Genomic DNA, 26002 nt, shown 5'->3' on the forward strand with positions numbered 1-26002 from the left:
GCGGTCATGCAGGAACACGACATGTCCTGGGTCCGCACCGAAATGGCCCTGGCCGAACAGGCGCCGCGCAGTGAAGCAGGTGCCGGCGCATGGTTGCGCAAGAACATGTTCGCGTCGGTCGGCGACTCGATCCTCACCATTCTCGGGATCGTCCTGGTCGTCCTGATCGTGCCGCCGCTGTTCGACTGGGCCTTCGTGCAGGCGCAATGGACGGGCACCGACCGCACCTTCTGCGCCACGGTGGCGCAGGGCGGCACGCAGCCGGACGGCTGGTCCGGCGCCTGCTGGGCCTTCGTGCAGGCCAAGTTCGGGCAGTTCATGTTCGGCCGCTACCCGATCGAGGAGCGTTGGCGGCCGATCCTCGTCGCCGTCCTGTTCGTCGCGCTCCTGGTGCCGCTGCTGATCCCGAGGGTGCCACGCAAGGGCCTCAACGCCGTCCTGTTCTTCCTCGTCTTTCCGGTGGTGGCCTTCATTCTGCTGGTCGGCGGCATGTTCGGCCTGCCGCATGTCGAGACCGCGCTCTGGGGCGGCCTGCTGGTGACGCTTTCGCTCTCCTTCGTCGGCATCGCCGTGTCGTTGCCGCTCGGCATCCTCCTGGCGCTCGGCCGGCGCTCGAAGATGCCGATCATCAAGATGCTGTGCGTGATCTTCATCGAGACGGTCCGCGGCATCCCGCTGGTCACCGTGCTGTTCATGGCCAGCGTCATGCTGCCCCTGTTCCTGCCGGCCGGCGTCACCTTCGACAAGTTCCTGCGCGCGCTGATCGGGGTGTCGCTGTTTGCCGCGGCGTATATGGCGGAGGTGGTGCGCGGCGGCCTGCAGGCGATCCCGAAAGGGCAGTACGAGGGCGCGGAATCGCTCGGCCTCGGCTATTGGCAGATGATGTATTTCATCATCCTGCCGCAGGCGCTGAAGCTGGTGATCCCGGGCATCGTCAACACCTTCATCGGCATGTTCAAGGACACCAGCCTGGTCTACATCATTTCCATGTTCGATCTGCTCGGCGTGGTGCGGCAGAACTTTTCGGACGCGGCATGGGCCTCGCCCCAGACGCCGGCTTCCGGCCTCGTCTTCGCGGCGCTCGTCTTCTGGCTGTTCTGCTTCGGCATGTCCCGCTACTCGATGTTCATGGAACGCCGGCTCGACACCGGTTATAAAAGATAAGCAAAAGGGGAAACGCTCATGGCCACCGAAAACGCCGTCAGCGCCGAAGAGATCAAGGTCAATACCGGCAAGATGCAGGTGTCCGATACGGACGTCGCCATCGAAATCATCGGCATGCACAAATGGTATGGCGAATTCCATGTGCTGAAGGACATCAATCTGAAGGTGATGCGCGGCGAGCGCATCGTCATCTGCGGACCGTCCGGATCCGGCAAATCGACCATGATCCGATGCATCAACCGGCTGGAGGAACACCAGAAGGGCAAGATCATCGTCGACGGCAAGGAACTGACCAACGACCTGAAGAAGATCGACGAGGTGCGTCGCGAGGTCGGCATGGTGTTCCAGCACTTCAACCTGTTCCCGCACCTGACCATCCTGGAGAACTGCACGCTAGCCCCGATCTGGGTGCGCAAGATCCCGAAGAAGCAGGCGGAGGAAACCGCCATGCACTTCCTCAAGCGCGTCAAGATCCCCGAGCAAGCCAATAAATATCCGGGACAATTGTCCGGCGGCCAGCAACAGCGCGTGGCCATCGCGCGCTCGCTGTGCATGAACCCGCGCATCATGCTGTTCGACGAGCCCACCTCCGCGCTCGACCCGGAGATGATCAAGGAAGTGCTGGAGACCATGGTCGGCCTTGCCGAGGAGGGCATGACCATGCTGTGCGTGACCCACGAGATGGGCTTCGCCCGCAAGGTGGCCAACCGGGTGATCTTCATGGACGCGGGACAGATCGTGGAACAGAACACGCCGGCCGAGTTCTTCGATCACCCGCGGCACGAGCGGACCAAGCTGTTCCTGAGCCAGATCCTGCACTGACGGGTTGGCGGGTTCGGCAGCGCCCAAGCCATGCGGGCTAGGGGCCGCGTCTCGGCTCTATCGCTTACCGTCTTCGGGCGCACGCCAGCCATAGAGCCAGTCGAGATCGGCAGCCAGGCTTGCGGGCGACCGCACCTTGAGGAAAAGATCGCGCGCCAGGGCAACCGGTCCGGCCGCATGCCAGGCGAGGTGGTTGAGCGCGCCGCGCCGCGCGACCTTGGCCACGCGGGGCTTGCGCGACCGCTCCCATGCGGCAAGTGCGGCCGCTGGATCGGTGGCGGGCGAAGCGCCAGCGAAATGCGCCAGCGTGTCGGCATCCTCGATGGCCATGGCCGCACCCTGGGCGGCGAAGGGCGTCATGGCGTGTGCGGCGTCACCGATCAGGGCGACGCGGCCTCGCGCGATCCAGGACGGCTCCTGATCGACCGTATGCAGCGGCCAGGCCAGCCAGGACTCCGCGCCGGCGATGAGACGGCCGAGGGCCGGCGCCGTGCCGCGCGTCGCGCGTGCCAGGATTTCGGGATCGGCATTTCCGGACCAGCCCTCGGCGATACGTTCGCCTTTGGTGAAGGCCACGAGGTTCAACGCCTCGCCGCCGCTGACGGGATAGGCGATCATATGGAAGCCGGCGTGCAGGAAGGCGGTGACGCAGTCCGGCGCGCCCAGCGCTCCGAAAGAAGCGCCGAACGTTTTCGTCAACGGCACGGTGGTGCGCCATGCGAGTTCGCCGCTGAACCGGCTGCCTGTCTTGAAGTCGGCGGCCTTTCTGACCGTCGACCAGACCCCGTCTGCGCCAACCAGCAGCCATCCGGGCACTTGCCGCGTTTCGCCTCCGGTCGTTACCGACAGGCTGACGCCTTGTCCGTCCGTGCCGACGCCGCTTACCTTCGCATCGAGCGCAAGTTCGATGGCCGGATGCGCCTCGACACGCTCCAGCAGGGACCGCTGGAGGTCCGCCCGGTGCGCGACCAGATAGGGCGCATGCCACCTTTTCTCGGCTGCTGCACCGAGAGGAACGCGGGCCAGTTCCTTCAGGGAGGCGGCGCTTTTCAAAACCACCGCCTCGGGCCGGACCACCCTTTGCCGCAAGGATTCGAGAACGCCGAGCCGTTGCAGGATATGGGTGGCGTTCGGCGAAAGCTGGAGCCCGGCGCCGACGGTTTCGAGGCGCGGCGCCTGCTCGAACACGCGCACCGGAAATCCGCGCGTGGCAAAAGCCAGGGCTGCCGTGAGGCCGGCGACGCCCGCGCCGGCGACCAGCACCGGATGGTTCTGCGCGTTCATCTTCCGGCTTGGATCGGCTCAGCCGTTCAGGCTGCGCGGACGATGTAGAGGCAGCCTGCCGGAACCGTTTCCGTTGCGGAGAGCTGCGGCGAATAGCGATAGAGCGTGGAGCAATACGGACAGACTTTTTCGTCCTCCGAGCCCATGTCCAAATAGACATGCGGATGGTCCTGCGGCGGGTTGGCTCCCACGCACATGAATTCCTTCACGCCGATGTCGATCGCCGCATGACCCGCGTCGTTCTGGAAATGGGGAATGGACCCGCCGGCCATGTCTGTCTCCCGTCTCGCTTTCGTTCGGTAGCTTGCGTTTGAAGCATATGCCGCCGCTTTGCAAGATCGATGAAATGAAACTGTCGCAAAACCGTGCCAGAGGATAAGTTGAGCCGGATAAACGGCACGAAACCGGAGAGAGAAGGAAGGACATGACCGAACTGAAGCCGGTGCAGGCTGAATTCACGGCCGTCGAGGATGCGGGCTCTGTGGCGGGCAATCCCGATCGTTTCGTGAACAGGGAGTTCTCCTGGCTTCAATTCAACCGGCGCGTGCTGGAAGAATCGCATAATCCCAACCATCCGCTTCTGGAGCGGGTGCGCTTCCTGTCCATTTCGGCCGACAATCTCGACGAATTCTTCATGGTGCGGGTCGCCGGCCTTGCCGGGCAGGTGCGGCAGGGCATCAAGCTACGCAGCCCCGATGGCCGCACGCCCGAACAGCAGCTCGAACAATTGCTGCGCGAGGTGGAGCGGCTGCAGGAAGACCAGCAGAAGAGCCTGGTCGATCTGCGGGTTCTGCTCAATGCCGAAGGCATCGCCAGCATCACCGGCGATCAGTTGACCAAGGACGAGCGGATCTGGCTGGAGGAGCATTTCCAGGAGCAGATCTTCCCGGTCCTCACGCCCTTGTCGATCGATCCGGCGCACCCGTTCCCGTTCATTCCGAACCTCGGCTTTTCGATCGCGCTGCAACTGCGCCATCGCAAGGACGGAGAGATGATGAGCGCGCTGCTGCGCCTGCCGCAGGCGCTGAAGCGGTTCGTGCGCCTGCCGGACCGCAAGGACACGGTGCGCTTCATCCCGCTGGAGGAAGTGGTCGGCCTCTATATCGGCAAGCTCTTTCCCGGATATGAGGTGAAGGGCTCGGGTACCTTCCGCATCATCCGCGACAGCGATATCGAGGTCGAGGAGGAATCGGAAGACCTGGTGCGGCTGTTCGAGACGGCGCTGAAGCGCCGCCGCAGGGGGTCGGTCATCCGCATCGAGTTCGACATGTCGATGCCGGAAGAACTGCGCGATTTCGTGGCTGGCGAGCTGGGTGTTTCCTCCAGCCGCATCAGCGTTCTGTCGGGGCCGCTGGCGCTCAGCCAGATATCCGAGATCGTGGCGGTGGCGCGCGACGACCTCAAGTTCACGCCCTACAACCCGCGTTTCCCAGAGCGTATCCGCGAACACAACGGCGATTGCTTCGCGGCGATCCGGGAGAAGGACATTGTCGTCCACCATCCTTACGAGTCGTTCGACGTCGTGGTGCAGTTCCTGCGCCAGGCCGCGGCCGATCCCGAGATCGTGGCGATCAAGCAGACGCTTTACCGCACCTCGAACGACAGCCCGATCGTGCGCGCGCTGGTGGATGCCGCCGAGGCCGGCAAGTCGGTGACGGCATTGGTGGAGCTGAAGGCCCGCTTCGACGAGGAAGCCAATATACGATGGGCGCGCGACCTCGAACGGGCCGGCGTGCAGGTGGTGTTCGGCTTCCTCGAACTGAAGACGCACGCCAAGATGTCGCTGGTGGTGCGGCGCGAAGACGGCCGGCTGCGCAACTACGTGCACCTGGGCACCGGCAACTACCACCCGATCACGGCCCGCATCTATACGGACCTGTCCTTCTTCACCTGCGATCCGCGCATCGCGCGCGACGTTTCGCAGATATTCAACTTCATCACCGGCTATGCCGAGCCGACCGGCGAAATGTGCATCGCGCTTTCGCCCTATACGCTTCGCAGCCGCATTCTCGGCCACATTGCCGAAGAGATCGAGCATGCGCGCAACGGTCGGCCGGCGCGCATCTGGATGAAGATGAATTCACTGGTCGATCCCACCGTGATCGATGCGCTTTACGAGGCCAGCCGGGCCGGCGTGGACATCGACCTGGTGGTGCGCGGCATATGCTGCCTGAGGCCGCAGGTTCCGGGCCTGTCGGAGAACATCCGCGTCAAATCGATCGTCGGCCGCTTCCTCGAGCACAGCCGCATCTATTGCTTCGGCAACGGTCACGGCCTGCCTTCCGACGAGGCTATCGTCTACATCAGCTCCGCCGACATGATGCCGCGCAATCTCGACCGCCGCGTGGAAACCATGGTGCCGATCACCAATCCGACCGTGCATGCGCAGGTGCTCGACCAGATCATGCTCGGCAACATTGTGGACAACCAGCAAAGTTTCGAAGTATTGGCGGACGGGACCTCGCGCCGGGTAGTGCTGGAGGAGGGGGAAGAGCCGTTCAATGCGCAGGAATATTTCATGACCAATCCGAGCCTGTCCGGACGGGGTGATGCGCTGAAATCGCACGCGCCGAAGCGCATCGCGCAGTTCATGCGTCGCAAGAAGCACAGCGCAGCGGCCGGTTGATGCCAGCAGGCTCCCAGGGGCGGTTGCAGGACCGCAAGCCGCTGTCGATCGTGGACATCGGCTCCAACTCGATCCGTCTCGTGGTCTATGAAGGGTTGGTGCGCTCGCCGACCGTATTGTTCAACGAGAAGATGCTCGCCGGCCTGGGGCGCGGCATCGTCTCCACCGGCAGGCTCGACTCCGAGGCCGTCACGCGTTCGATGGAGGAATTCCGCCGCTTCCGCGCGCTCTCGGACCAGGCGGGGGCGGAGCAGATCTACGTGCTGGCAACCGCCGCGGCACGCGAGGCCGAAAACGGGCCGGACTTCATCCATCGCGCCGAAAAGGTGCTGCGGACGCCCATCCAGGTGCTGTCGGGACGGCAGGAAGCGCATTATTCCGCGCTCGGCGTCATCTCGTCTTTCTGCCCGGCCAACGGCATTGTGGGGGACCTCGGCGGCGGCAGCCTGGAGCTGATCGACGTCGATGGCAGTGCGATCGGCGACGGCATCACCCTGCCGCTCGGCGGCCTTCGGCTTCAGGATATGGCGAAGAACTCGCTCGCCCAAGCCGCCGCCATCGCCCGTAAGGAAGTGTCGCGCGCCAAGCTGCTGGAGCGCGGCAAGGGCCGGCCCTTCTATGCGGTGGGCGGCACCTGGCGAAATCTCGCGCGCCTTCACATGGAAATGACCGGCTACCCGCTCGGTGTCATGCACCATTACGAGATCGGGATCGAAAGCGCCGTCGCGTTCCTGAAGCAGGTGGCGAAAGGCGAGGTGGAGAAGGTCAAGGGCATCGAAGGCGTATCGAAGAACCGCCGTTCGCTGCTGCCCTACGGCGCCGTCGTGCTGCAGGAAATCCTCAGCGCCATGCGGCCGTCCAGGATCATCGTCTCCGGCTTCGGCGTGCGCGAGGGCTTTCTTTATTCTCTCCTCGATTCCGAACAGCAGAAGGCCGATCCGCTGATCTCCGCGGCGGAGGAGCTTGCCCGGCTGCGCTCGCGTTCGGTCACCCATGCGCAGGAACTCGTCGAGTGGACGGGCAAGGCGTTCGCCGCGCTCGGTGTCGACGAAACCGAAGACGAGGCGCGTTATCGCAAGGCGGCCTGTCTTCTGGCCGACATCGGCTGGCGCGCGCATCCTGAATATCGCGGCACGCAGTCGCTCAACATCATTGCCCACGCTTCCTTCATCGGGGTCGACCATCCGGGCCGCGCCTATCTGGCGCTCACCAATCTGTTTCGCCACGAAGGCGTCTTCAACGAATCGGTGTCGGAACTGAGGGCGTTGGCGGGACCGCGCAATCTCGAGCGGGCCCGCATACTGGCCGCCATGATGCGCGTCGTCTATCTGCTGACGGCGGCCATGCCCGGCGTGATGCCGCGCCTGCGTTGGGAAAAATTCGGCGCCGACAGGCTGGCGCTGGTCATCCCGTCCGATCTCGCCGGACTCTATGGGGAAAGGCCCGCAGGACGATTGTCGCAACTGGCCAAGATAACCGGGCGCCGCCTTGTGCTGGCGGTCGAGGGCGGCCCCAGCGTATCGGCCAAGTAGAACGTTCCTGCCCTGGCCGGAAAAGAAAAAGGGCGCGATGTTCGCGCCCTTTTCCGGTTCTTGGGAGGATCAGTCGCCGAGACGGCCGTCGATGGACAGCGGACCGGCGCCCAGCACGGCCAGCAGCAGGAAGCCGCCGATCAGGCCGAGGTTCTTTTGCAGCATCAGGGCGTTGCCGGCCTGCGAAAAGTCGAGATGCGCAACGGCGGTGGCGCCGACCGTGAAGATGGCGAGTACGATCGCGGCGATGCGGGTCTTGAAGCCGACCAGGATGGCCAGGCCGCCCAGAAGCTCGACGAGCCCGACGACGATCGCTGTCACTGTCGGCAGCGGAAGCCCGAGGCTGCCGAAAAAGCCGGCGGTGGCGCCGATGGAGGTCAGTTTGCCGAAGCCGGCGATGATGAACAGGATCGACAGAAGAACGCGCCCGGCCAGCACGACGACCGGGGCATTGGTGGCTGCGCCGGAACCGGCGGAAACGGGAGTGGACATGCATTCTCTCCAGAAGTTGCGATGTCGCTTATATACACCGTTCCCGTCGTTCACCGAAGATGCAAATCAGTCGACGGATCGTTCACATTTATGGCGTCGATCAACCCGGACGGGTCATGTCCTCCGGCCGCACGAGACGGTCGAAATCGGCGTCGCTGACATAGCCGCCGCCCACCGCTTCTTCGCGCAGCGTGGTGCCGTTCTTATGCGCGGTCTTGGCGATCTTGGCGGCGTTGTCGTAGCCGATGGTGGGCGCGAGCGCGGTGACCAGCATCAGCGAACGCTCCAGCGCCGCCTTGATGTTGTCCTCGCGCGCCTCGATGCCGACCACGCAGTTGTCGGTGAACGATACGGAAGCATCCGACAGCAACTGCACCGATTGCAGGAAGTTGTAGGCCATCAGGGGATTGTAGACGTTCAGCTCGAAGTGGCCCTGGCTGCCGGCGAAGGTCAGCGCCGTGTTGTTGCCGAACACCTGCACGCAGACCTGCGTCATCGCCTCGCACTGGGTAGGATTGACCTTGCCCGGCATGATCGAGGAGCCGGGTTCGTTCTCCGGCAGCGCCAGTTCCCCAAGGCCCGAACGAGGCCCCGAGCCGAGGAAACGGATGTCGTTGGCGATCTTGAACAGCGCCGCAGCGGTTGCGTTGATGGCGCCGTGCGAGAACACCATGGAGTCGTGCGCGGCCAGCGCCTCGAACTTGTTCGGCGCCGAAGTGAAGGGGATGCCGGTGATGGCGGCGATGCGCTCCGCCACCTTTTCGGCAAAGCCGACCGGGGCGTTGAGGCCGGTGCCGACGGCGGTGCCGCCCTGCGCCAGCTCGCACAGGCCGGGCAGGGTCAGCTCGATGCGCTTGATGGAGGAGGCGACCTGCGCGGTGTAGCCCGAGAATTCCTGGCCGAGGGTGAGCGGCGTCGCGTCCTGGGTGTGCGTGCGGCCGATCTTGACGATGTGGTCGAATGCCTTCGCCTTGGCGTCAAGCGCGGCGTGCAGATGCTTCAGCGCCGGCAACAGGTCGTGCACGATCCGCTCGGCGCAGGCGATGTGCATGGCCGTCGGATAAGTGTCGTTCGACGATTGGCTCATATTGACGTGATCGTTGGGATGGACCGGCTTCTTGGAGCCCATCTCGCCGCCGAGCAGCTCGATCGCGCGGTTGGAGATCACCTCGTTGGCGTTCATGTTGGACTGGGTGCCCGAGCCGGTCTGCCACACCACCAGCGGGAAATGGTCGTCGAGCTTGCCGTCGATGACTTCCTGCGCGGCCTGCACGATTGCCGCGCCGATCTTCGGGTCGAGCCGGCCGAGTTCCATATTGGCCTCCGCGGCCGCGCGCTTGACGATGCCCAGCGCACGAACGACCGACAGCGGCTGCTTTTCCCAGCCGATCTTGAAGTTGCCAAGCGAACGCTGCGCCTGCGCGCCCCAATAGCGATCCGCCTGCACCTCGATCGGGCCGAACGTGTCCGTTTCGGTTCTGGTCTTTTGCGCGCTCACGAGCCGTCTCCATCCTGATTTCGGCAACGGCGTATCGCTTTGCCCAAGGGGCTTCAAGCGAAGATTGAGGGCAGGGCGGATGCAAATCGGTTCAGCTCCGCGACGGACGTGGAAACTGGACGCTGTGCGCCGGCCCGTGCTCAAATGGAGGCCATGAAAGATCGTTTGCAGATTCCCCTTTCACGCCGCGCGGTCCTGGCGCGGACCGCCGGCATGGCGGCGCTCTTTGCCCTGCCGCGATCGACTTCGGCGCGGGCTGCGGTTCCGCCGATAGATGCGACGTTCCTGTTCGTGTCCGACATTCATGCCTGCCGGATGAGGAGCGGCCCTAGTCCGCGCTGCCAGCAGCAAGGCAAGACGGATGCGAACCTCCTGCGCCACGTCGCCGCGCTCAACGGCATCGCGGACAAGCAATGGCCGGCGGAAATCGGCGGCGTCTCCACCACCTTGCGGTCCGCCGGCAGCCGCATCGGCACCCCGCTCGGCATCGTCGTCGGCGGCGACATGACCGACGACGGCGGCGGGCAGGTTACCCAGCCCAGCGAAGGCACGCAGCTTCTGCAGTTCAGCCAGCGCTACCAGCAGGGCATGGGGCCGGACCGGGTGCATTTCCCCGTCTATGTCGGGCTGGGAAACCACGACCTCGACCAGAACGGCCCTGCGCCGCATCTCGATTGGTATCGCCGCGAGATGCGCGACTATGTCGAGGTCAACCACCGCCCCGGCGTGTTCTTCAAGCCGGCCGTGCCGGTCAGCGACTATGACCTCGATTCCGATTGCTATTCCTGGGACTGGGGCGGGCTGCATCTTGTCCAGACGCATCGTTTCGCCGGCGACACAGGCCATAACGCTCCGAGCGGCCTGCCATGGCTGAAGCAGAACCTTGCCGCCTTCGCGTCCGACGGCCGCCCGGTCGTGGTGTTCCAGCACTATGGCTGGGACGTCTTTTCGATCGAAAAATGGGATCCGGCCAAATCCACCTTCGACGACGAAGGCGCCGGCAAGCCGCATTGGTGGTCGGAGACCGACCGGGAGGCCTTGCTGGAGACGCTGAGCGGTTACAACGTCGTCGGCATCTTCCATGGGCATCAGCACGAAACGCCGATGATCTACAACCGCGACGGGCTCGACCTCTTCAAGCCGAAGGCCGCCTTTATGGGCGGCTTCGCGCTTGCAAGGGTAACGTCGGAAGCGATGGACGTGGTGCTGGGGGAGGCAGTGGACGACAACGGAGGCGTCGTGTTCTCCAACGCTTTCAGCAAACCCATCCGCACATGAAAAAGGGCGGCTCCAGCCGCCCTTTCCTAACGCGATTTCACGGCACGGATCAGAGCGCGTCCTTGATCTTTTCCTTCGCGTCGCCGTAGGTCTTCTGCACCTTCCCGGCGGCCTTCTCGACCTTGCCCCTGGCTTCGGTGCTTCTGTTTCCGGTGGCCTTTCCGACAGCCTCCTTCACGGAGCCCTTGACCTGTTTGGCAACGCCGGAAACCTGGTCCTTGTTCACCATTGCGCATCTCCTGGGTTTGTCTTGGCAGAGGAAAACGAGGCGGGGACGAAACGGTTCCCGATGTCGGACAGGTTCAATTTTCAGGTCCAACGGTCTATTTTCAGGAAGAAAAAACGCCTCCCGAGCCTTTATCGCTCGGGAGGCGCCTTGCATTGCAGCGTTCCTTGGATTGCTCCGGAGATCGCCTGACCGACCTTAAACGTGACCTTCAGGCGGTGGTTGCGCCGGATGGCGTCATACTTGCGGTGACGAGCCAGAAAAAAGGGCGGCATCGCTGCCGCCCTTCTCGATTTCGGTGCTGGGCCGGACTTAGAAGTCCATGCCGCCCATGCCGCCCATGCCGCCGCCGGGCATTGCCGGCATCGGGGCGTCCTTCTTCGGAGCCTCGGCGATCATGGCCTCGGTGGTGACCAGCAGGCCGGCAACCGAAGCGGCGTCCTGCAGGGCGGCGCGAACGACCTTGACCGGGTCGACGATGCCGAGCTGGATCAGGTCGCCATACTCGCCGGTCTGGGCGTTGTAGCCGTAGTTCGGCGCCTTGTTCTCGAGGATCTTGCCGGCAACGATCGAAGCCTCGGCACCGGCGTTGGTCGCGATCTGGCGGGCCGGAGCCTGCAGCGCGCGGCGCACGATGTTGATGCCGGCGGCCTGGTCGGCATTGCCGCCGGTGGCCTTGATCGCCTGGGTGGCGCGCAGCAGGGCGACGCCGCCGCCCGGAACGATGCCTTCCTCGACGGCCGCGCGGGTCGCGTTCAGGGCGTCGTCAACGCGGTCCTTCTTCTCCTTGACCTCGATCTCGGTCGCGCCACCGACGCGGATGACGGCAACGCCGCCGGCCAGCTTGGCGAGACGCTCCTGCAGCTTCTCACGGTCGTAGTCGGAGGTGGTCTCCTCGATCTGCTGCTTGATCTGGGCAACGCGGCCCTGGATCTCGGCCTTCTTGCCGGCGCCGTCGACGATCGTGGTGTTCTCCTTCTCGATGCGGACACGCTTGGCCTTGCCGAGCATGTTGACCGTCACGTTCTCGAGCTTGATGCCGAGATCTTCGGAGATGACCTGGCCACCGGTGAGGATGGCGATGTCCTCCAGCATGGCCTTGCGGCGGTCGCCGAAGCCCGGAGCCTTGACGGCGGCGATCTTCAGGCCGCCACGCAGCTTGTTGACGACCAGCGTGGCCAGAGCCTCGCCCTCGACGTCCTCGGAGATGATGAGGAGCGGCTTGGAGGTCTGCACGACGGCCTCGAGCACGGGCAGCATCGCCTGGAGGTTGGAGAGCTTCTTCTCGTGGAGGAGGATGTAGGCATCCTCAAGCTCGGCGACCATCTTGTCCGGGTTGGTGATGAAGTAGGGCGACAGGTAGCCGCGATCGAACTGCATGCCTTCGACGACTTCCAGCTCGGTGTCGGCGGTCTTGGCTTCCTCGACGGTGATGACGCCCTCGTTGCCGACCTTCTGCATCGCCTCGGCGATCATCTTGCCGACCGACTCGTCGCCGTTGGCCGAGATGGTGCCGACCTGCGCGACTTCCTCGGAGGTCTTGATCTTCTTGGCCTTCTTGCCGAGATCGGCGACGACTTCGGCCACGGCGGTGTCGATGCCGCGCTTCAGGTCCATCGGGTTCATGCCGGCGGCGACGGCCTTGGCGCCTTCCTGCACGATGGCCTGGGCCAGCACGGTCGCGGTGGTGGTGCCGTCACCGGCGATGTCGTTAGTCTTGGAAGCGACCTCACGCACCATCTGCGCGCCCATGTTCTCGAACTTGTCTTCCAGTTCGATCTCCTTGGCGACGGTGACGCCGTCCTTGGTGATGCGCGGGGCGCCGAACGACTTGTCGATGACGACGTTGCGGCCCTTCGGGCCGAGCGTCACCTTCACCGCGTCGGCGAGGATGTTGACGCCGCGCAGCATGCGCTCGCGTGCGTCACGGGAGAATTTTACTTCTTTGGCAGCCATATTTAAGCTCCTGGTAAGGGCGCGCGGCCCGAGGGATCAGATGATGGGAACAGGCGGCCGATCAGCCGATGACGCCCATGATGTCGGATTCCTTCATGATCAGAAGGTCTTCGCCATTGAGCCGGACTTCCGTGCCCGACCACTTGCCGAAGAGGACGCGGTCGCCGGCCTTGACGTCCAGCGGGACCAGCTTGCCGCTCTCGTCGCGGGCGCCGGAACCGACGGCGATGATCTCGCCTTCCTGCGGCTTCTCCTTGGCGGTGTCGGGGATGATGATCCCGCCGGCGGTCTTCTCTTCGGATTCGACCCGGCGAACGACCACGCGGTCATGAAGCGGGCGGAACTTCGACTTTGCCATTTGATTTCCTCGGTCAATGATGAGAAACAATTCCTCCGTCCGGCGTGACCGGACCCGTTAGCACTCTATGAGGGTGAGTGCCAACGTTGCCGGTGAGATAGTCCGACCCCACATTGGTGTCAAGAAGCGCGCGCACGCGTTCGCGCATTATCGCGCATTTTGACGCTTCCCCGGCGGGGCGACCGGAGCGTCTGGCGATATTCCCAAACGCTTATTTGCGAGAACGGCTTTTGGTGCAGGTCTGCCGTATCCGCATGGCTGCCATGCATTTTCGGCAGATCACCTTTCTTGTCGGCATATTGAATAATAAGCACGCTTATTATATATGTCGCTCATGGTTTCCGATGGTTTGGATAGGCTTGGATTTCTGATCCACGACGCGGCGCGGCTCATGCGCAAGCGCTTCGAGATGCGCGCCAGCGGGCTTGGCCTCTCCGCAGCGCAATGGCGCCTGCTGGTTCGCGTGGCGAAGGAGGAGGGGGTGGCCCAGGCCCGGCTGGCCGAGCTCCTCGAAATCGAGCCGATCAGCGTTTCGCGCCTGATCGACCGCATGCAGGAGGGCGGCTGGATCGAGCGCCGCACCGACGCGACGGACCGCAGGGTCCGCACCATTTATCCGACCGCGAAGGCGCGGGAGGCCTACGCCCACATCAAAAGCTTGGCGGGCGAGGTCTACGAGGAAGCGCTGGCCGGCATGTCAATGGAAGCTCGCCTCGCGCTGGTCGCGGGACTGTCCACCGTCATCGACAATCTTTCTGACTGCGAAACGCAGCCGGTCGAGCGTCAAAAGGTTCCTGAAGGCGTAACATCATGAATGCGGTATCGAAGATAGACGAGGAAAAGGCGGAAAAGCTCGAAATGGAGGCGCCCGCGCAGCAGCCTGCGCCCGCTCCGGTGGCGGCTGCCGCGCCTCCCCAGGACGTTCCTCCGCAACCCAAAAAGAAGAAGAGCCGGAAAGGTCGTTTCGCGCTGATGCTGGCGCTGCCGCTCCTGCTCGTGGTTGGCGGCGGCTATTTCTGGGTCACCGGCGGCCGCTACGAAGAGACGGACAACGCCAATCTGAGGCAGGCCAAGGTCTCGATCGCGGCCGATACGGCCGGCCGCATCGTCCAGGTGGATGTCAACGACAACCAGATCGTCAAGAAGGGCGACGTGCTCTTCGTGATCGATCCGGAGCCCTACCGCATCGCCCTCGCACAGGCCGATGCCGCCGTCGCGACCGCGCGCCTCAATGTCGAGCAGCTTCGCGCCGCCTACAGCCAGGCCATTGCGCAGGAGCGTTCGGACCAGGCCCAGGTCGACTATGCACAGGCGCAGTTCAATCGCGCTTCCGATCTCGCCCAGAAGGGCATAAATGCCAAGTCGGCACTGGACCAGGCCCGTACGGACCTCGACAAGGCCAGGCAGCAGCTGGCCGTGGCGGAGCAGGGCATCGTCAGCGCCAAGGCCGCGCTCGGCGGCAATCCCGATATCCAGACCGACCAGCATCCGACGGTGCTTGCGGCGCTCGCTCAGCGCGACAAGGCCGCATACGATCTGAGCCAGACCACGGTTCGTGCTCCGGGCGACGGCATCGTCTATCAGGCGTCATCGTTCAAGCCGGGCCAGTACGTCACCGTCGGTACGCCGCTTTTCGCGCTGGTCGAAACCGGCGACACCTGGATCGAGGCCAATTTCAAGGAAACGCAGCTCACCCACATGAAGCCCGGCCAGGAGGCCGACGTCGAGCTCGACACCTATCCGGGCAAGACCTTCAAGGCGACGATCCAGGCGGTCGGCGCGGGCACCGGCGCGGAATTCTCGCTGCTGCCGGCGCAGAACGCCACCGGCAACTGGGTCAAGGTCACGCAGCGCATCCCCGTCTACCTGAAGCTGGACGACCCCGACAAGAACCTGGCCCTGCGCACCGGCATGAGCGCCGACGTGACCGTGGATACCGGGGTTTCGCGCGGTTTCGGCGCGCTGTTCGGACATGCCTATTCGAACGAGACGGGTCAGGCAGCCGCGCAGCCGAAGAAGAACTGAAGCGGGCGGGACGCGCCGGCCATAGCGGTGAGACCACAGGGCCTGCGGGCCGGTCTCCCCCGTCTGGCCAAGAAGGCGCGCCGCCTGAAGAGTTTCCGGGCGACAGGGCGATCTTGCGGACGCCGGTCGTCAAACCCCCAGCCGACCGGCGGACCTCATGGTCCGCCCTGCCGCCCGGAAAACCAGTAGAGAGTGCGGCCATATGGCCGCTTCTGCATTGCGGACATCGGGCCGCGGAAGCTGACGATCATGAGCACGCCTGAAACCCATCGCGAAGTGCCGCACCGTGGCCTGATCACGGTCTCGATCATGCTCGGCACGATCATGCAGGTGCTCGACACCACCATCGCGAACGTGGCGCTGCCGTCGATGATGGGCGATCTCAGCGCCTCGCAGGACACCATCAACTGGGTGCTGACCTCCTATATCGTCGCCGCGGCCATCATGACGCCCGTCACCGGCTGGCTGTCGGACCGCTTCGGCCGCAAGGAGCTTTTCCTCACCTCCGTGGTCGGCTTCGTCATCTTCTCCATGGCCTGCGGATTGGCCGGAAGCCTGACCTCAATGGTCGCGTTCCGGCTGATGCAGGGCGTGTTCGGCGCCGCGATCGTGCCGCTGTCGCAGACCTTCCTTCTCGACATCAATCCCAGGGAGAGGCACGGCCAGGCCATGGCGATCTGGGGCGCCGGCATCATGGTCGGGCCCATCATCGGCCCGACGCTCGGCGGCTGGCTGACGGAAACGCTCAACTGGCGCTGGGTCTTCTTCATCAACCTGCCGGTCGGCATACTGGCCTTCCTCGGCTCGGCCGCCTACCTGCCCAGCATCGCCAAGCGCGTGCGCGGCTTCGATTTCTTCGGCTTCGCGATGCTCTCGCTGGGGGTTGGCGCGTTGCAGCTCATGCTCGACCGCGGCGCCGACGCGGACTGGTTCTCCTCGCTCGAGATCTGGATCGAGTTCGGCCTGTCGCTCATCGGCTTCTGGGTCTTCATCGTCCATACGCTGACGGCGGAGCATCCCTTCATCGATCCCAAGATCTTCCTCGACCGCAATTTCGCGACGGGGCTGGTGTTCATTTTCGTCATCGGCGTCATCCTGCTGGCCAGTCTGGCGCTGCTGCCGCCGATGCTCTCGACCATCTTCAGCTATCCCACCATCACCACCGGCATGGTCATGGCGCCGCGCGGCGTGGGCACCATGATCTCGATGCTGATCGTCGGCCGCCTCGTGCGCGTCGTCGATGCGCGCCTGCTCGTCGTGGTCGGTCTGCTGCTGACGGCCTATTCGCTCTACGACATGTCCGGTTTCTCGCCCGAGATGGACGACTGGCTCATCCTGACCACCGGCGTGATCCAGGGACTGGGGCTCGGCCTTGTCTTCGTGCCGCTGTCCACGGTGGCCTTCGCCACGCTCGATGCCCGTTTCCGCACCGATGCGACGGCCTTGTTCAGCCTCGTGCGCAACATCGGCTCCTCGATCGGCATCTCGGTGGTCACGGTCATGTTGACGCGGAACACGCAGATCAACCACGCCGAACTCGGGGCCTTCATCAACCCCTACAACCCGAATCTATGGGCGGCTTCACCCGCGGCCGCCCAGGGCGATCCGACCGCGTTGGCGCAGATCGACGGGCTCGTGAACATCCAGGCGCTGATGATCTCCTACGTCAACGACTTCAAGCTGATGATGATCGTGACGCTGTGCGCACTGCCCTTGGTCTTCCTGCTGCGACGGCCGAAATATGCGCCGGCCGGCGGAGCCCCGGCCGCTCACATGGACTGAGCGCCGGCATTGCGGGCGGGCAGGCGACGCCGGGGAGGTGGCCTTGCCGGCTACCTGCCCAGCACCAGCGCCCAGTAGCGCCAGTCGGTCTTCTGTGCATCGCGCGTGTAGGCAAGGCCGAAACGGGTGAAGCGCGGGTCGAGCATGTTGCGGCGGTGAGGCGGCGAATTCATCCACATGTCGAACAGCCGGGTCAGGTCCATGCGGCCCTCCGCGATGTTCTCGGCGGCGGCGCCATCGATGTCGTTGCCCTTCACGCGCGACGAGAAATCCTTCCCCCAGCCCGTGGTATGGGTCATGCGCCCGGCGCCCGCCATGTAGCCGGCCTGCTGGAGAGCGGTCTGTTCGAGCTGCCTGTCAGGATACAGCGCGGGCAGCCCCTGCGCTGTGCGGATGCCGCCCAGGATGCCCGCCGCCGACGACGAGGCGCCGGCACCTTCTCCGGTCGGCCGCATCGTTGCGCAGGCCGACAACAGCGACAGCAGTCCGCCCGCCGTCGCGACCTTCAGAAGTTTCCGCCTGGAAAGGTCGAGTTGGAGAGCTGATTCGTTCGCGCAATGATCGGGCATGGCTGCCTCAATAACGCAGATCGTGGCTTTTGCCGGGCAGCGTCGCGAAAAGCCGGCATGCAGTCAGGAACCGGTCAGGCGGCCGATGTAGACCCTGTCGGTCTTCACTGGCTTCCACGCGCGGTATTGCAGCAATGCCGCGCATGCCCCTCATAGCGCTCTCGCGGCCCCTGTTTTCCCGCTGTCCGGCGAAAGCTGGTGACACGGCGAAGCGCTTCGGCTAATCGGAACCGGTCCGGCGACCGGCCGGATCTTTCCCATGAGGCGCCGACGACCGTGGACTACGGCATGACCGAACTGCCAGAAAACATCGCTTCGCTGGACGTGGTGACGGGGCGTTATTCCGCCCTGCTGTGCGACGTCTGGGGCGTCGTGCACAATGGTGAGACGCATTTTCCGCATGCCGCGGCCGCGCTCAAGCGGGCGCGCGAGGCGGGGCTTGCCGTCGTCCTGATCACCAATTCGCCGCGCCGCAGTGCCGACGTGATAGCCCAGATGCGTGTCATCGGCGTGCCGGAAGGCGTCTACGACAGGGTCGTGACGTCGGGCGACGTGACCCGCGACCTGATCGCCGAAAGCCCGCGCAAGATCTTTCATCTCGGCCCCGAGCGCGACTACACCATCTATGACGGGCTGGACGTCGATCTGGTGGAAGAGTTCGAGGCGCAGGCGGTCGTCTGCACCGGCCTGGTGGACGACGAGGTCGAGACGCCGGAAGACTACGCGCAGCTCTTGCGGCGCCTGCGCGCCAGGAACCTGCCGTTCATATGCGCCAACCCCGACATCATCGTCGAGCGCGGCGAGAGGCTGATCTGGTGCGCCGGCGCACTGGCGCGCGACTATGCGCAGATGGGCGGGCGTACGCTGATCGCCGGCAAGCCGCACGCGCCGATCTACAAGGTGGCGCTGAAGGCGGCATGCGAGGTGCTCGGCGCGGAGGTGGACCGCAGCCAGGTGCTGGCCATCGGCGACGGCGTGATGACGGACGTGAAGGGCGCCGCCGACAACGGCTTCGGCGTCCTTTATGTGACGGGCGGCATCCACGCGCGCGACTATGGCGAACCGATGGCGCCCGACCCGGCGCGGCTCGCCGCCTTCCTCGAAAAGCACGGCTACAGTCCGGTCGCCGTGATTCCAAGGCTGCGGTAGGGCTGGATGGCGTCGCCGTTCGAGCGCATCTCGGGCGATCGGCCGCTGCCGTCGCATCTGCGCGGCGGCGTGGTCGCCATCGGCAATTTCGATGGCGTGCATCGCGGTCATCAGGCCGTTCTGCGGCAGGCGCTGGACGAGGCACACCGGCGGGGAAAGCCGGCGCTGGTGCTGACCTTCGATCCGCATCCGCGCAAGGTGTTCAAGCCGGAAACGCCTCTGTTCGTGCTGACGCCGCCGTCCATGAAGGCGCGCCTGCTCAGGGAACTGGGCTTCGATGCCGTGGTCGAACGGGCCTTCACCCGGGAATTCGCTTCGCGGTCGGCAGAATCCTTTATCATCGATATTCTCGAGGGCGCGCTCGGCATAAGCTGCGCGGTGACCGGCTTCGATTTCCATTTCGGCAAGGATCGGCGGGGCGGTCCGACCTATCTGATGGCTGCCGGCGAGCGGCACGGCTTCGGCGTTCTGCTGGTGGACGCCTTCTGCGATGAAGGCTCGGAAGTGGTGTCATCCAGCCGCATCCGCACATTGCTGGAGGCTGGCGACCCCGCGGAGGCCGCGGGATTGCTCGGCTATCGCTTCACCGTCGAAAGCGAGGTGATCGGAGGCCAGCAGCTAGGCCGCACGCTCGGTTTCCCCACCGCCAACATGAAGATGTCGCCGGAAACCGGCCTGAAAGAGGGCATCTATGCCGTGCGGTTCCGTCGCGCGGACGGCACCCTGCACGACGGCGTCGCGAGCTTTGGCCGGCGGCCGACCGTGGACGACAACGGGGCTCCGCTTCTGGAAACCTTCCTGTTCGACTTTTCCGGCGATCTCTACGGGGAAGTCTGCCAGGTTTCCTTCTTCGGTTACCTGCGCGGCGAGGAGAAATTCGACGGACTGGATGCGCTCGTCGCGCAGATGAAGCGCGACGAGGCGGAGGCGAGGGCGCTGCTTGCCGGTGTAAGACCGCTCTCGGGCCTCGACGGCAAGATCGCCTTCTAGCTTGAGGCGCGGCCGCTGGCTTTCAGGCCAAGGCCGAAGGCGATGAAGGTCCAGCCCTGGAAGATCAGGTCGATGGCCAGGAACAGGCCGAGCACCCAAAGGCTGTTGGCCGGCCAGCGCATGGCGATCAGTATGCCGACCAGCAGGGTCACGATGCCGGCCGCGATGATCCAGCCGGACCCGCTCTCGGCGCGGTGTTCCCAGCCGACCCACAATCTGAGCAGGCCCGAGGCGACCAGGGCGATGGCCAGCATGAAGGTCAGCACGGCCGACGCCAGCAGAGGGTTGTAGAAGGCGAAGAAGCCAGCGACGGCATAAAGCAGGCCGGAAAGCAGCCAGTAGAAGAAACGTCCCCAGCTCTTCACGCCGAAGGCGTGGATGATCTCGATGATCCCCGCCATCAGCATCAGCCAGCCGACAAGATAGACGGACGCCACGGTGGCGATGACGAGATTGCCGAAGGCGATCACGCCGAAGATGAGCAGAAGCACGCCGAGCGCCAGAAACCACCCCCATTTCGCTCGCGTCTCGCTGATTGCCTGTCTGAAAGCATCGTTGCTCAGGGTCATTGTCGTCCCTCCTTGAAAGCATCGGGTGTAGGCCACCGAAAGTAACCCCGCAGGTTGCATCCGTCCAGCAACGCCGCGCGACTGCATCGGCCGGCACCGCGCTTGAACAGCCGTATTTAATGCAAATTTTACCGAACTTGCGCCAATGGGTTCAGTCAACGGTGAGTTGTAGGTATGGTGTCGCAATGAGTCTTCGTCGAACCCTGTCCGCCCTGCTGGCCAGCGCCGCGCTTTCGGTGCCGGGCGAGGCGCTCGCGGGCGACGGCGCCTTCGGCTGGATGTCCGGCAACTGGTACCTGACGGTCGGCGCCACGGGGCTTGTGGCGCCGAAGTTCGAAGGCAGCAGCAAATATATGCTGAGCGCGGTGCCGCTGGTCTCGCTGGGCAAGGCCGGTCCCGAAGCGCGCTTCTCGTCGCGCAACGACAACATCTCGTTCGCGCTGGTCGACAGCGGCAGCGTGCGCGCGGGTCTGGTCGGCAAGTTCCTGTGGTCGCGCGGCAGCGATACCGCCGAGCTGAGGGGTCTTGACCCGGTGCGCTGGGGAGGGGAGGCCGGCGGCTTTTTCGAGTTCTATCCGCTGGACTGGATGCGGGTGCGCGCCGAATTGCGCCACGGCATTCGCGCGCATAACGGCTTTGCCGGCGATGTCGCGGCGGACGCCTTCTACGACGTGACCCCGGACATCCGCATTTCCGGCGGCCCGCGCCTGTCCTTCGCCTCGTCGAAATATTTCGAGGCCTATTACGGTGTCGACGCGAGGGAAGCGGCGGCGTCGGGCGTGTCCGAATATCATCCCGGCGGAGGCCTGAAGTCGCTCGGCGTCGGCGGCGCGGTTACCTGGAAGATCACCGATCCCGTCACCGCCAGCCTGTTCGGCGAATATTCGCGCCTGACCGGCCCGGCCGCGGAGTCCAGCCTGGTGCGCGAGCGCGGCGACCGCGATCAGTTTACCGTCGGCATCTCCGGCACCTACCGTTTCGATTTTTCGATGTAGGCGGCGCGGCGCCCGATTCCGCCACTTTATTCCCCGGTCGTCTTCGGCTAGAAGCGCGGGCATGGCGAGCTTTCCGCATCTGTTCGCGTCGGCGATACGAATTACCGGCCCGGTGTTCCGGGCGGCATGAGCTTTGCTCGGCTGCCGGAGCCGCCGGGATTCTCGTGCGCGCCCCTCGCGCTTTTTCCAGAACATGATAGTTGAACGCCCAAGGCTGCCCGCCGGGCGATGCGATATGGCAAATCAATGACCGACACCGAACAGCAAACGATCGATTATTCCAAGACGCTTTTCCTGCCGCAGACGGATTTCCCCATGCGCGCCGGCCTGCCTGAAAAGGAGCCTGCCCTGGTCAAGCGCTGGCAGGACATGGACCTTTACAAGCGCCTGCGCGAAACCTCGGCCGGGCGTCCGCTCTATGTGCTGCATGACGGCCCGCCCTATGCCAACGGCAACATCCATATCGGCCATGCGCTGAACAAGATCCTCAAGGACGTCATCAACCGCTCCTTCCAGATGCGCGGCTACGACGCCAATTACGTGCCGGGCTGGGACTGCCACGGGCTGCCGATCGAATGGAAGATCGAGGAGCAGTATCGCGCCAAGGGCAAGAACAAGGACGAAGTACCGGTCAACGAATTCCGCCAGGAATGCCGTGATTTCGCCGCGCACTGGATCAAGGTGCAGACGGGCGAGTTCCTTCGGCTCGGCGTGATCGGCGATTTCGACAACCCCTACACCACGATGAATTTCCACGCCGAGGCGCGGATCGCCGGCGAACTGATGAAGTTCGCCATGAGCGACCAGCTTTATCGCGGCTCCAAGCCGGTGATGTGGTCCGTGGTCGAGCGCACCGCGCTGGCGGAAGCCGAGGTCGAATACCAGGACTACGAGAGCGACACGATCTGGGTGAAGTTCCCGGTCCAGTCGCAGAGCCTGGACCTCGCCGCCACCGACGAGCCTATTAAGGACGTGGCCGGCCGTATCCTGAGTCCGGACCTCTACGATGCTTTCGTGGTCATCTGGACGACGACGCCCTGGACCATCCCCGGCAACCGCGCGGTGAGCTACTCGCCGCGCATCGCCTACGGGCTCTACGAAGTGGCCACGGCGGAAAACAGCTATGGCCCGCAACCCGGCGAAAAGCTCATCTTCGCCGACGCCCTGGCCGAGGACGCCGCGGCGAAGGCCAAGGTGACGTTCAACCGTATTCGCGACGTCAGCGCGGAAGAGCTTGAAAGTCTTGCGCTTTCGCATCCCCTGAAAGGCCTTGGCGGCGGCTATGCCTTTCCGGTGCCGATGCTGGCCGGCGATCATGTGACCGATGATGCCGGTACGGGTTTCGTGCATACGGCTCCCGGCCATGGCCGCGAGGACTTCGACGCCTGGATGGATGCCGCCGCCGATCTGGAAAGGCGCGGCATCGAGACGAGGCTGCCCTTTACGGTGGACGATGCCGGTTTCTTCACCAAGGACGCTCCCGGTTTCGGCCCGGACCGCGAGGGTGGTGCAGCGCGCGTCATCGACGACAACGGCAAGAAGGGCGACGCCAACAAGGCCGTCATCGAGGAACTGATCAAAGGGAACATGCTGTTTGCGCGCGGACGCCTGAAGCACAGCTATCCGCATTCCTGGCGGTCCAAGAAGCCGGTGATCTTCCGCAACACGCCGCAGTGGTTCGTCCACATGGACAAGCAGCTCGGTGACGGCACCACGCTGCGCTCGCGAGCCCTGAAGGCGATCGATGCCACCCGCTTCGTGCCGGCGGCAGGCCAGACGCGGCTGCGTTCGATGATCGAGGAGCGCCCCGACTGGGTGCTTTCGCGCCAGCGCGCCTGGGGCGTGCCGATCGCCGTGTTCGCAGACGCCGACGGCAATGTGCTGAAGGACGAGGCGGTCAATGCGCGCATCATCGAGGCTTTCGAGAAGGAGGGCGCCGACGCCTGGTTCGCGCAAGGCGCGCGCGAGCGCTTCCTCGGCAGCCGCGCCAACGAGCCGTGGACGATGGTCACCGACATTCTGGACGTGTGGTTCGATTCCGGTTCCACCCACACCTTCACGCTGGAGGATCGTCCGGACCTGAAATGGCCGGCGGACGTCTATCTGGAAGGATCGGACCAGCATCGCGGCTGGTTCCATTCCTCGCTGCTGGAAAGCTGCGGCACGCGCGGCCGCGCGCCCTACGAGGCTGTCATCACCCATGGTTTCACCATGGACGAGGAAGGCCGCAAGATGTCGAAGTCGCTCGGCAACACGGTCGTCCCGCAGGACGTCATCAAGCAGTCGGGCGCCGACATCCTGCGCCTGTGGGTGGTGACGACGGACTATTGGGAAGACCAGCGTCTCGGCAAGACGATCCTGCAGACCAACATCGACGCCTACCGCAAGCTGCGCAACACCATCCGCTGGATGCTCGGCACGCTCGCGCACGACAAGGGCGAGGATGTGCCGCTGGCCGAGATGCCCGAGCTGGAGCGCCTGATGCTGCACCGGCTGCACGAGCTCGACCAGATCGTGCGCTCGGGCTACGACACCTTCGACTTCAAGCGCATCGCCCGCGCCTTGCTCGACTTCATGGTGGTGGAACTGTCGGCCTTCTATTTCGACATCCGCAAGGACGCGCTCTACTGCGAGGCGCCGTCCAGCATGAAGCGCAAGGCGTCGATCCAGGTCGTGCGACACCTCTTCGACTGTCTGGTGAAGTGGCTGGCGCCGATGCTGCCCTTCACCACGGAAGAGGCGTGGCTGGACCGCAATCCGCAGGCCCAGTCCCTGCATCTCGAGCAGATGCCGGACGTTCCCGCCGACTGGCACGCTCCGGCGCTGGCCGAAAAATGGCGCAAGGTGCGCCAGATGCGCCGCGTGGTCACCGGGGCGCTCGAGATCGCGCGAGCCGGCAAGGTCATCGGCTCTTCGCTGGAGGCGGTGCCGGTGGTCTATCTGGAAGACGCGGCGCTGGAGCGCGATGTCGCAGGCGTGGACATGGCCGAGATCTGCATCACCAGCGGGCTGGAGTTTTCCTATGACAAGGCGCCCGCGGATGCGTTCCGGCTCGACGACGTCAAGGGCATCGCGGTGAAGATCGAGCAGGCCGAGGCGAGGGGGCTCAGGAAATGCGCCCGCTCCTGGCGCTACACCGCGGACGTGGGCAGTGATCCGGAATTCCCCGACGTTTCGGCGCGCGACGCGGCGGTGCTGCACGAGTTGCAAGCGCTCGGCACCATCTGAACGGTGCACAAATGCAACGGCGGCCGGTTCGTAACCGGCCGTGCGTTGCCCTTAACGAGCGGTTGAGATAAAAGCGCGAAACTTGCGACGACAAATTGTCGCCGGATTTCCGTTGAACAGCGATCGGTGGAGCACCGGCGGGTCGGTGGCCGATAGAGGCTTTAACAGTGGGACTTTGGGCATGACAGAAAGACTTCACGCGCGTGTGGCGCTGCTGGCGCCGCTTGTCGCGTCCGGGCTGGCGCTGTCCGGCTGCATGAGTTCCCCCACCTACGGCACCGACAAGACCGCGAACGAACAGCTCGTCGGCGATCTCAGCAACGCCTTCTCCCTGATGCCGCCGAAGAAGGAAAAGATCGACTACAAGCCACGCCCCGCGCTGGTGAAACCCGCGCCCGGCGAGAAGGAAAGCCTGCCGGCTCCGCAGGACAGCATCACTCAGACCGCGAGCAGCCAGTGGCCGGAATCGCCTGAGCAGCGCCGCGCCCGGCTGCGCGATGAGGCGACGAAGCATATCAACGACACCAATTTCCAGGCCCAGATCGTCGACGACGATCCGAATGCCGTGCCGGTGGCGGACAATGGCAGCAAGAACGGCGTGCCGCAGCTCGGGCACGACCGGGCTCCCGCATGGACGCCGGAAGATTCTTCCGCGGGTACGGCGAAGCGGCGCGCGGAGATCCAGAAGCGGCTGCAGGAACAGAACCAGGGCGACCCGACGAATCGCAAATATCTGAGCGAGCCGCCGCTGGCTTATCGGGCGCCGGCCGCGACCGCGCCGCAGAACGATATCGGCGAGGACGAGTACAAGAAGGAGCGCCGCCTCAAGCGGGAGGCGGCCGCCAAGGGCGGCAAGAAAAGCTGGTCCGACTGGCTTCCCTGGTAAGGGAACGCTCGTTCAGCGCCGGTCCCTGAAGAAGTCCTTCAGCATCGTTGCGGCCTGAACTTCACCCAGGCCCGCATAGATTTCCGGCACGTGGTGACAGGTCGGCGCGGCGAAGAAGCGCACGCCGTTGGCCACCGCGCCGCCCTTCTCATCCTCGGCGCCATAATAGAGGCGCCGCAGCCGTGCGAAGGAAATGGCGCCGGCACACATCGCGCAGGGCTCCAGCGTGACATAAAGGTCGCATCCGCTGAGGCGCTCGCTGGCGAGGGCACGGCAGGCTTCCCGGATCGCAAGCATTTCGGCATGGGCGGTGGGATCGGCGAGTTCGCGCGTGCGGTTGCCGGCCGCCGCCACGATCGTGTCGCCGCTCGCCACGACCGCGCCCACCGGCACTTCGCCGCGCGCCGCCGCCGATTCCGCTTGCCTTAATGCCAGTCCCATGAAATCCGGCCGCTTCAAACCATTCGACTCCGAATTCGCCTCGCCACCAACGGGCGTTCCTGTTATCTAGAGCAAGATCCCGAAAAGTTGCAGACTTTTCGGACAGGATCATGCTCCAAAAACAAAGGCTTG

Annotated in this window: 23 protein-coding genes; 13 read left to right on the forward strand and 10 right to left on the reverse strand. The window is 64.6% G+C overall.

Going from position 1 to position 26002, the window contains the following annotated elements:
* The first annotated feature begins 6 nt into the window (after nt 1-6).
* Both QU595_RS07970 and QU595_RS07975 read left to right on the forward strand, forming a co-directional pair.
* Nucleotides 7-1164 carry an amino acid ABC transporter permease gene (locus QU595_RS07970; RefSeq protein ID WP_315920482.1) on the forward strand — a complete coding sequence of 386 codons (1158 nt, stop codon included), beginning with the start codon at nt 7-9 and terminating at the stop codon, nt 1162-1164.
* A gap of 18 nt (nt 1165-1182) precedes the next feature.
* The gene (locus tag QU595_RS07975) at nt 1183-1986 is read left to right on the forward strand and encodes an amino acid ABC transporter ATP-binding protein (RefSeq protein WP_315920484.1); all 804 of its coding nucleotides are present in this window, start codon (nt 1183-1185) and stop codon (nt 1984-1986) included.
* A 57-nt stretch (nt 1987-2043) separates the two neighbouring features.
* Here the strand turns inward: QU595_RS07975 and QU595_RS07980 are convergent, their stop codons facing one another.
* Entirely contained in the window at nt 2044-3270 is a 1227-nt protein-coding gene (locus tag QU595_RS07980) for an FAD-dependent monooxygenase (protein ID WP_315920486.1), read from the reverse strand.
* A gap of 26 nt (nt 3271-3296) precedes the next feature.
* Nucleotides 3297-3542, reverse strand: a complete 246-nt coding sequence (locus tag QU595_RS07985; RefSeq protein ID WP_315920488.1) for a zinc-finger domain-containing protein — start codon at nt 3540-3542, stop codon at nt 3297-3299.
* 152 nt (nt 3543-3694) lie between these two features.
* On the opposite strand from QU595_RS07985, the gene QU595_RS07990 reads away from it, so the two are divergent.
* Together QU595_RS07990 and ppx are read left to right on the forward strand one after the other, a co-directional pair.
* Entirely contained in the window at nt 3695-5896 is a 2202-nt protein-coding gene (locus QU595_RS07990) for an RNA degradosome polyphosphate kinase (RefSeq protein ID WP_315920490.1), read from the forward strand.
* Nucleotides 5896-7428, forward strand: a complete 1533-nt coding sequence (ppx, locus tag QU595_RS07995; RefSeq protein WP_315920492.1) for an exopolyphosphatase — start codon at nt 5896-5898, stop codon at nt 7426-7428. The genes QU595_RS07990 and ppx overlap by 1 nt, the downstream gene beginning before the upstream one ends.
* 69 nt (nt 7429-7497) lie before the next feature.
* Here the strand turns inward: ppx and QU595_RS08000 are convergent, their stop codons facing one another.
* Together QU595_RS08000 and fumC are read right to left on the reverse strand one after the other, a co-directional pair.
* Nucleotides 7498-7920 carry a DoxX family protein gene (locus tag QU595_RS08000; protein WP_315920494.1) on the reverse strand — a complete coding sequence of 141 codons (423 nt, stop codon included), beginning with the start codon at nt 7918-7920 and terminating at the stop codon, nt 7498-7500.
* 100 nt (nt 7921-8020) lie between these two features.
* Nucleotides 8021-9418, reverse strand: a complete 1398-nt coding sequence (gene fumC, locus QU595_RS08005) for a class II fumarate hydratase (RefSeq protein WP_315920496.1) — start codon at nt 9416-9418, stop codon at nt 8021-8023.
* A gap of 153 nt (nt 9419-9571) precedes the next feature.
* On the opposite strand from fumC, the gene QU595_RS08010 reads away from it, so the two are divergent.
* Nucleotides 9572-10696 carry a metallophosphoesterase gene (locus QU595_RS08010; protein ID WP_315920498.1) on the forward strand — a complete coding sequence of 375 codons (1125 nt, stop codon included), beginning with the start codon at nt 9572-9574 and terminating at the stop codon, nt 10694-10696.
* 49 nt (nt 10697-10745) lie between these two features.
* Here QU595_RS08010 and QU595_RS08015 read toward each other — a convergent pair whose 3' ends face one another.
* From QU595_RS08015 to groES, 3 genes are all read right to left on the reverse strand, one after another.
* Complete coding sequence (locus tag QU595_RS08015) at nt 10746-10925, reverse strand: CsbD family protein (protein WP_315920500.1); 180 nt, start codon at nt 10923-10925, stop codon at nt 10746-10748.
* A 309-nt stretch (nt 10926-11234) separates the two neighbouring features.
* Nucleotides 11235-12878: a chaperonin GroEL gene (groL, locus tag QU595_RS08020; protein WP_315920502.1), complete on the reverse strand. Its 1644-nt coding sequence runs from the start codon at nt 12876-12878 to the stop codon at nt 11235-11237.
* 61 nt (nt 12879-12939) lie between these two features.
* Complete coding sequence (gene groES, locus QU595_RS08025; RefSeq protein ID WP_315920504.1) at nt 12940-13236, reverse strand: co-chaperone GroES; 297 nt, start codon at nt 13234-13236, stop codon at nt 12940-12942.
* Between the two features lie 334 nt (nt 13237-13570).
* On the opposite strand from groES, the gene QU595_RS08030 reads away from it, so the two are divergent.
* The 3 genes from QU595_RS08030 to QU595_RS08040 all read left to right on the forward strand — a co-directional run bounded on the left by QU595_RS08030 (nt 13571) and on the right by QU595_RS08040 (nt 17043).
* On the forward strand, nt 13571-14050 hold the full coding sequence (locus tag QU595_RS08030) for a MarR family transcriptional regulator (RefSeq protein ID WP_315920765.1): 480 nt from the start codon (nt 13571-13573) through the stop codon (nt 14048-14050).
* The gene (locus tag QU595_RS08035) at nt 14047-15261 is read left to right on the forward strand and encodes an HlyD family secretion protein (protein ID WP_315920506.1); all 1215 of its coding nucleotides are present in this window, start codon (nt 14047-14049) and stop codon (nt 15259-15261) included. Before QU595_RS08030 ends, QU595_RS08035 begins: the two co-directional genes overlap by 4 nt.
* Nucleotides 15262-15510: 249 nt before the next feature.
* A complete protein-coding gene (locus QU595_RS08040) occupies nt 15511-17043 on the forward strand; it encodes a DHA2 family efflux MFS transporter permease subunit (protein ID WP_315920508.1) in 1533 nt (510 codons plus the stop codon).
* 50 nt (nt 17044-17093) lie between these two features.
* Here the strand turns inward: QU595_RS08040 and QU595_RS08045 are convergent, their stop codons facing one another.
* Complete coding sequence (locus QU595_RS08045; RefSeq protein WP_315920510.1) at nt 17094-17612, reverse strand: CAP domain-containing protein; 519 nt, start codon at nt 17610-17612, stop codon at nt 17094-17096.
* Nucleotides 17613-17900: 288 nt separating this feature from the next.
* On the opposite strand from QU595_RS08045, the gene QU595_RS08050 reads away from it, so the two are divergent.
* Nucleotides 17901-18761, forward strand: a complete 861-nt coding sequence (locus QU595_RS08050) for a TIGR01459 family HAD-type hydrolase (RefSeq protein WP_315920512.1) — start codon at nt 17901-17903, stop codon at nt 18759-18761.
* Between the two features lie 6 nt (nt 18762-18767).
* Nucleotides 18768-19751 (forward strand): bifunctional riboflavin kinase/FAD synthetase, encoded by a 984-nt coding sequence (locus QU595_RS08055; protein WP_315920514.1) that lies wholly within the window; start codon nt 18768-18770, stop codon nt 19749-19751.
* Here QU595_RS08055 and QU595_RS08060 read toward each other — a convergent pair.
* A complete protein-coding gene (locus QU595_RS08060) occupies nt 19748-20320 on the reverse strand; it encodes an HdeD family acid-resistance protein (RefSeq protein ID WP_315920516.1) in 573 nt (190 codons plus the stop codon). The genes QU595_RS08055 and QU595_RS08060 overlap by 4 nt on opposite strands.
* Before the next feature lie 185 nt (nt 20321-20505).
* Between QU595_RS08060 and QU595_RS08065 the strand changes: the two genes are divergently transcribed.
* The 3 genes from QU595_RS08065 (at nt 20506) to QU595_RS08075 (ending at nt 25429) form a co-directional block, all read left to right on the forward strand.
* Nucleotides 20506-21315, forward strand: coding sequence for a MipA/OmpV family protein (locus tag QU595_RS08065; RefSeq protein WP_315920518.1), 810 nt, complete (start codon nt 20506-20508; stop codon nt 21313-21315).
* A gap of 246 nt (nt 21316-21561) precedes the next feature.
* Nucleotides 21562-24543 carry an isoleucine--tRNA ligase gene (gene ileS, locus QU595_RS08070; RefSeq protein WP_315920519.1) on the forward strand — a complete coding sequence of 994 codons (2982 nt, stop codon included), beginning with the start codon at nt 21562-21564 and terminating at the stop codon, nt 24541-24543.
* 181 nt (nt 24544-24724) lie between these two features.
* Nucleotides 24725-25429: a hypothetical protein gene (locus QU595_RS08075; protein WP_315920521.1), complete on the forward strand. Its 705-nt coding sequence runs from the start codon at nt 24725-24727 to the stop codon at nt 25427-25429.
* A 12-nt stretch (nt 25430-25441) separates the two neighbouring features.
* Here the strand turns inward: QU595_RS08075 and QU595_RS08080 are convergent, their stop codons facing one another.
* A complete protein-coding gene (locus tag QU595_RS08080) occupies nt 25442-25888 on the reverse strand; it encodes a nucleoside deaminase (RefSeq protein ID WP_315920523.1) in 447 nt (148 codons plus the stop codon).
* Between the last annotated feature and the right edge of the window lie 114 nt (nt 25889-26002).

It is taken from the genome of Mesorhizobium sp. SP-1A, from assembly GCF_032460275.1.
Taxonomy (GTDB): domain Bacteria; phylum Pseudomonadota; class Alphaproteobacteria; order Rhizobiales; family Rhizobiaceae; genus Mesorhizobium.